General features: G+C 67.7%; 5 protein-coding genes and 1 pseudogene. 1 reads left to right on the forward strand and 5 read right to left on the reverse strand.

The window, feature by feature from the left end:
- Both KZA10_RS07390 and KZA10_RS07395 read right to left on the reverse strand, forming a co-directional pair.
- Nucleotides 1-409, reverse strand: a 409-nt coding sequence (locus KZA10_RS07390) for an OsmC family peroxiredoxin (protein WP_218682537.1), incomplete at its 3' end; no start/stop codon positions are given.
- 81 nt (nt 410-490) lie between these two features.
- Nucleotides 491-769 (reverse strand): annotated as a pseudogene (locus tag KZA10_RS07395) (DUF4395 family protein); the annotation flags it as partial.
- Nucleotides 770-904: 135 nt separating this feature from the next.
- On the opposite strand from KZA10_RS07395, the gene KZA10_RS07400 reads away from it, so the two are divergent.
- Nucleotides 905-2,389 carry a CoA-acylating methylmalonate-semialdehyde dehydrogenase gene (locus KZA10_RS07400; protein ID WP_141385891.1) on the forward strand — a complete coding sequence of 495 codons (1,485 nt, stop codon included), beginning with the start codon at nt 905-907 and terminating at the stop codon, nt 2,387-2,389.
- Nucleotides 2,390-2,516: 127 nt separating this feature from the next.
- Here the strand turns inward: KZA10_RS07400 and KZA10_RS07405 are convergent, their stop codons facing one another.
- The 3 genes from KZA10_RS07405 to KZA10_RS07415 all read right to left on the reverse strand — a co-directional run.
- Entirely contained in the window at nt 2,517-3,392 is an 876-nt protein-coding gene (locus tag KZA10_RS07405; protein WP_200942434.1) for an ABC transporter permease, read from the reverse strand.
- Nucleotides 3,389-4,273 carry an ABC transporter permease gene (locus KZA10_RS07410; protein WP_055865053.1) on the reverse strand — a complete coding sequence of 295 codons (885 nt, stop codon included), beginning with the start codon at nt 4,271-4,273 and terminating at the stop codon, nt 3,389-3,391. Before KZA10_RS07410 ends, KZA10_RS07405 begins: the two co-directional genes overlap by 4 nt.
- On the reverse strand, nt 4,266-5,354 hold a 1,089-nt coding region (locus KZA10_RS07415), incomplete at its 5' end, for a spermidine/putrescine ABC transporter substrate-binding protein (RefSeq protein ID WP_218682538.1). The genes KZA10_RS07415 and KZA10_RS07410, both read right to left, overlap by 8 nt.

A 5,354-nucleotide genomic window follows, 5' to 3' on the forward strand; every position in this document is an offset into this window, starting at 1 on the left:
CGAGGGTGATGTCGATCCCGGCGAGCGCCTGAGACACCGGGCATCCGGTCTTGGCGCCGTTCGCGATCTCCTGGAACGCCTCGGGCGTGAGGTTCGGGACCGTCGCGTTGACATTGAGGTGGCTGCCGGTGATGCCGACGCCGGGCTTGAAGGTGACCGATGCCGTCGTGTTGACGCGCTCCGGCGGGGTTCCGTTCTCGGCGAGGGCGTGCGAGAGCGCCATGCTGAAGCACGACGCGTGCGCGGCGGCGATGAGCTCCTCCGGCGTCGTCGTGGTGTCGCTGCCTTCGCTGCGGGCCTTCCAGTTGATCGGGAAGGTGCCGAGGCTCGACGACGAGAACGCGACCGTGCCGGATCCCTCCATGAGCGATCCGGTCCAGGTGCTGGCGGCTTCGCTGGTGACGGGCATGATTCCTCCGGTTCTCGCACTGCGGGCGCAGCATCGACTCGTGGTCAGCCTAGCGATCGTCCCTCTGCCGGGGAACAGTCGTCAGGAGGCGGGCGCTTCACGTCCGATGAGGCCGGCGCGCTGCAGCAGGAGGTAGAGCTGACAGCCCAGGCAGAACGCGAACGCGGCGTTGAGGAAAGCGGCCAGGAACGCGGCCGCCGTCGCGATCGGGAGAGCCCACGCGACGCCGAGGAGGTGCAGGACGAGGCCGATTCCCACGACGACGAGTCCGACACCCTGCGAGAACCGCGGCGGACGCGGATCCTCGAGTTCGGTGGGCGGCGTCAGGCGTGGTCGCACCACTGAGCGGAAGAGCGCACCACGGATGAAGCGGAAGTCCTGACGTTCTGACATCACGATCAGCTCCCTCGCTCTGTGATCATTGAGGAGCACAAGCCTATCGAACACCGGTCAGAGTGTTCGAACCCCGCATTCTTCAGCCCTCGGAGGAACATCGTGGACATCGTCCGTCACGTCATCAACGGCACGGAGACCGCCGAAGCGGCCCACACCGGTCAGATCTTCGACCCCGCAACCGGTCAGGTGTCCAAGCAAGTCGCCTTCGCATCAGCGGCCGAGGTGGAGACCGCGATCGCCGCGGCTGCGGCCGCCCTGCCGGCCTGGCGCGAGACGAGCCTGATCAAACGCGCCGATGTGTTCTTCCGCCTTCGCCAGCTGTTGAAGGAGCGCACGCCCGAGCTGGCCGCGATCGTCACCTCCGAGCACGGCAAGGTGCTCTCGGATGCCGCCGGCGAGGTGTCGCGCGGCATCGAGAACGTCGAGTTCGCGGCCGGACTCGTGCACCTTCTCAAGGGCGAGCGCAGCGAGCAGGTCTCGCGCGGTGTCGACGTGCACTCGGTCAAGCAGCCGGTCGGCGTCGTCGCCGCGATCACCCCGTTCAACTTCCCCGTGATGGTGCCGCTGTGGATGGTGGCCTCGGCCATCGCCTGCGGTAACACGGTCGTGCTCAAGCCGAGCGAGAAGGACCCGTCCGCAGCGGTGTGGCTCGCGAAGCTCTTCACCGAGGCCGGCCTCCCCGACGGCGTGCTCAACGTCGTCCACGGCGACAAGGAGGCCGTGGACGCGATCCTCGACTCCCCCAGGGTCGACGCCGTCAGCTTCGTCGGCTCCACCCCGATCGCCCGCTCGATCTACCAGCGCGCCTCGTCCGCCGGCAAGCGCGTGCAGGCCCTCGGCGGCGCCAAGAACCACATGGTCGTCATGCCCGACGCCGACATCGATGCGGCCGCAGACGCCGCGGTCTCCGCCGCCTACGGCTCCGCCGGCGAGCGCTGCATGGCCGTCTCGGTGCTGGTCGCGGTGGGCGACATCGCCGATGACCTGGTCTCCGCCATCGCCTCCCGCATCGACGGGCTGAAGATCGGCGCCGGCACGGATGCCGAAAGCGAGATGGGACCGCTCATCACCCGCGAGCACCGCGACAAGGTCGCCTCCTACGTCACCGGCGCCGAGGCCGAGGGCGCGACGGTCGTCGTCGACGGCACGCAGAAGCAGTTCGACTCCGAGGGCTTCTTCCTCGGCGTCAGCCTGATCGACCAGGTCGCCCCCGGCATGAAGGTCTACGACGACGAGATCTTCGGCCCGGTGCTGTCGGTCGTGCGCGTCGAGACCTACGCCGAGGCGGTGGCCCTCGTGAACGCGAACGCCTACGGCAACGGCACCGCGATCTTCACGCGAGACGGCGGCACCGCCCGTCAGTACGAGTTCGACATCGAGGTCGGCATGGTCGGGGTCAACGTACCGATCCCGGTGCCGATCGGCGCCTACTCGTTCGGCGGATGGAAGGACTCGCTGTTCGGCGACTCCCACATCTACGGCCCCGAGTCGGTGCACTTCTACACGCGCTCCAAGGTCGTCACGACCCGCTGGCCCGACCACACCCCGTCGCAGATCGACCTCGGCTTCCCGAGCAACCACTGACAGGAGCGACCACGATGACGAACTTCACCGACCGCCACGGCGTGCGCGGTGGAACGCGCGGCATCCGCGAGAAACACCCGTCCTCTCCGCACGCCGCCGGTGAACACCAGATCTGCATACGTCACTGTCATCCCCCGGCCATCGTGCGGGCGATCTCGGTCGCCGAGTCGCCCGCTCTCTTGAGCACCACCGCCACCAGCGCGAGAGCGAACAGCGTGAGCACCAGCATGATCGTCGACACCGCGGCGATCTCGGGACGCAGGCCGCTGCGCAGCGCGCTGAGCACGTACACCGGCCACGGCGTGGTTCCCGAGACCTGCACGAATGCCGACACGACCGTGTTGTCGAGGCTCAGCGTGAACGACAGCAGGAACCCGGCGAGCACCGCGGGCATCGCGAGCGGGAGCGTGACCTTGAAGAAGGTGCGCACGGGCGGAGCGTAGAGGTCGGCCGAGGCCTCTTCCAGGCGTGCGTCGAGTCCCACCAGGCGGGCCCGCACGATGTACGACACGATGGCGATCGAGAACAGCGACTGTCCGACGACGAGCCGCATGGTGCCGTCGTTGAAGATGCCGATGCCCGCGTCCTGTCCGAGGAAGACGAGCCACGGCAGCAGCGCGACGGCATCCACGATCTCGGGGGTGACCGACACGAGCAGCAGGAGGCCGAGGAACCACCACACCCACTTGCCGGGGTTGCGGGCCATCGCGATGCCGGCGAGGGTGCCCAGTGCTGTCGCGAGCAGGGCGGCCAGCAGACCGGTGCGCACCGACACGAGCACGGCGTCGCGGATCGCCGGTTTGTTCACGATCGCGAGGAAGGAGTCGAACCCGAAGTGGTCCCATGACACCAGCAGGCGCCCGACGTTGAACGAGTAGGCGATGATCACGAGGATCGGCAGGAACAGGAACAGGAACACCAGTGCCGCCCAGATCGGGAGCACGAAGCGTCCGGCTCCGCGGCGCGCGCGCGGCGCCGGCGCGGTGGTCTTGGTATCGGTCATGATCCCTCCCCCAGGACGAGGCGGTGGCGTTGTCGGAGCGGCAGCGTCACGAGCCAGAGCAGACCTGCGGCGAGCGCGATCGAGATCATGATGACGATGATCAGCAGCACGGCCATCGCCGAGCCCAGCGCCCAGTTCTGGGCGGTCTGGAACTGACTCGCCACCACCTGCCCGATCATGTTGCCCTTCGCTCCTCCGAGCACGGTGGCGGTGATGTAGTCGCCCATCAGCGGGATGTAGACGAGGAGCACACCGGCGATGATGCCGGGCCTGGCCAACGGCACGGTCACCCGGAGGAAGGTCGTGATGCTGTTCGCCCCGAGATCCTTGCTCGCCTCTCGCAGCGGGCCGGAGACCCGGTCGAAGGCCACGAACAGGGGCAGGATCATCAGCGGCAGATAGTTGTAGACGACGCCGAGCAGCACGGCCCCGCGCGAGTACAGCAGATCGAGCGGGCCGGGGATGACCCCGATGCCCTGCAGTAGCTGCGAGAGCCACCCCTCGGGCGCGAGGATCACCTGCCAGCCGATGGTGCGCACGAGGAAGTTCGTCCAGAACGGCACCATCACCAGCGCGAGCAGCAGCCCGCGCTTCGACGGCGGGGCCTTCACCGCGATCCAGTACGCGACGGGGCCGCCGATCACCAGGCACAGCACGGTGCCGAGGATGCCGATCCACAGCGTGTTCAGGAAGGTGCTGAAGAACGTCGGAGAAAGCGCCTCGAGGTAGCGGTCGAAGGAGAGGTGGTCGAGCGCGTGCGTGGCGAAGATGCTCGGCTTGTAGCCGAAGCTGAACACCACGACCATGAAGATCGGGGCGACGAAGAAGATGAGCAGCCAGGCCCACGCGGGGATGGCGAGACCGAACTTGAGCTTAGGCACCGGCGGCCGCCTTCATCGAGTTCCAGATCGAGACGACGCGGTCCTGCGCATCGGTGAGCTTGCCCTCGTGCATGGTCTCCACCTGGTTCTCGTCGAAGAACACCATGTCGAGCCGTTCGAGACCCGCGGCCTCCGCCTCTTCGCGGATGCCGCTGATCCCGGTGTCGTAGCCGATGTAGTCCACCTGCGCGAGCTGCACATCGGGCTGCAGCACGAAGTCGATGAACGCGTGCGCGGCCTCGGGGTGCGGGGCACCGGCGGCGATCGCCCAGTTGTCCATCCACAGCTCGGTCGCCGGGCTCCCCAGCACCCACTGCCAGCGGTCGGGGTCGTCGGACTCGAAGATGCCGAGCCGCGCGTCGCCATTGTAGGACTGCAGCAGCGCGTGCGAGGCCTGGGGAATCGATGAACCGCCGGGATACGAGTCGAACGCCGAGACGTGCGGCGCGAGATCCTTCACCAGGAACTTCTCGACGGCGTCGAGGTCGTCGGGATCCGTGGTCGTCCAGTCGATGCCGTTGGCCCAGAAGTAGATGCCCAGCAGCGGCGCCGGGTCGTCGAGCACCGAGGTCGAACCGGAGGCCTCGTTCTGCGCGGCGTCGATGAAGTCGTTCCAGGTCGTGAGCTCTCGCGAGATCACCCTCTTGTCGTAGACGAAGCCCGTGGTCCCCCAGGCCTTGCACACCGAGTACTCGTTGCCGGGGTCCCACGAGCGCCCACGGAACTCGGGCGCCACGTGCTTCATGTTCGGGAGCAGGTCGAGGTTGAACTTCTGCAGGAGTCCGTTCTCGGCCATCGGCCCGACGAAGACTCCGGTCGGTACGACGATGTCGTATCCCGAGGTGCCGCGCGCCGCGACGAGCTTGGCGATCAGCTCCTCGTTCGAGTTGAAGGCGTCGAGCACGATGCGCGGGCCGTTCTCCGCGGTGAACTGCTCGAGCACCTCCGGGGCGTCGTAGTCGCCCCAGCTGTAGATGGAGAGCTTGTCCTCGAGGGGGCCGCCCTTGGCGTGCACCGCCGCGGCGTTCTGCCCCGGCGCGCATGCGCTGAGCACGACCGCCCCTCCCGCCATGATCGCGGT

Origin of the sequence: Microbacterium sp. BF1 (genome assembly GCF_019279095.1) — a bacterium.
GTDB classification, from domain to species: domain Bacteria; phylum Actinomycetota; class Actinomycetes; order Actinomycetales; family Microbacteriaceae; genus Microbacterium; species Microbacterium maritypicum.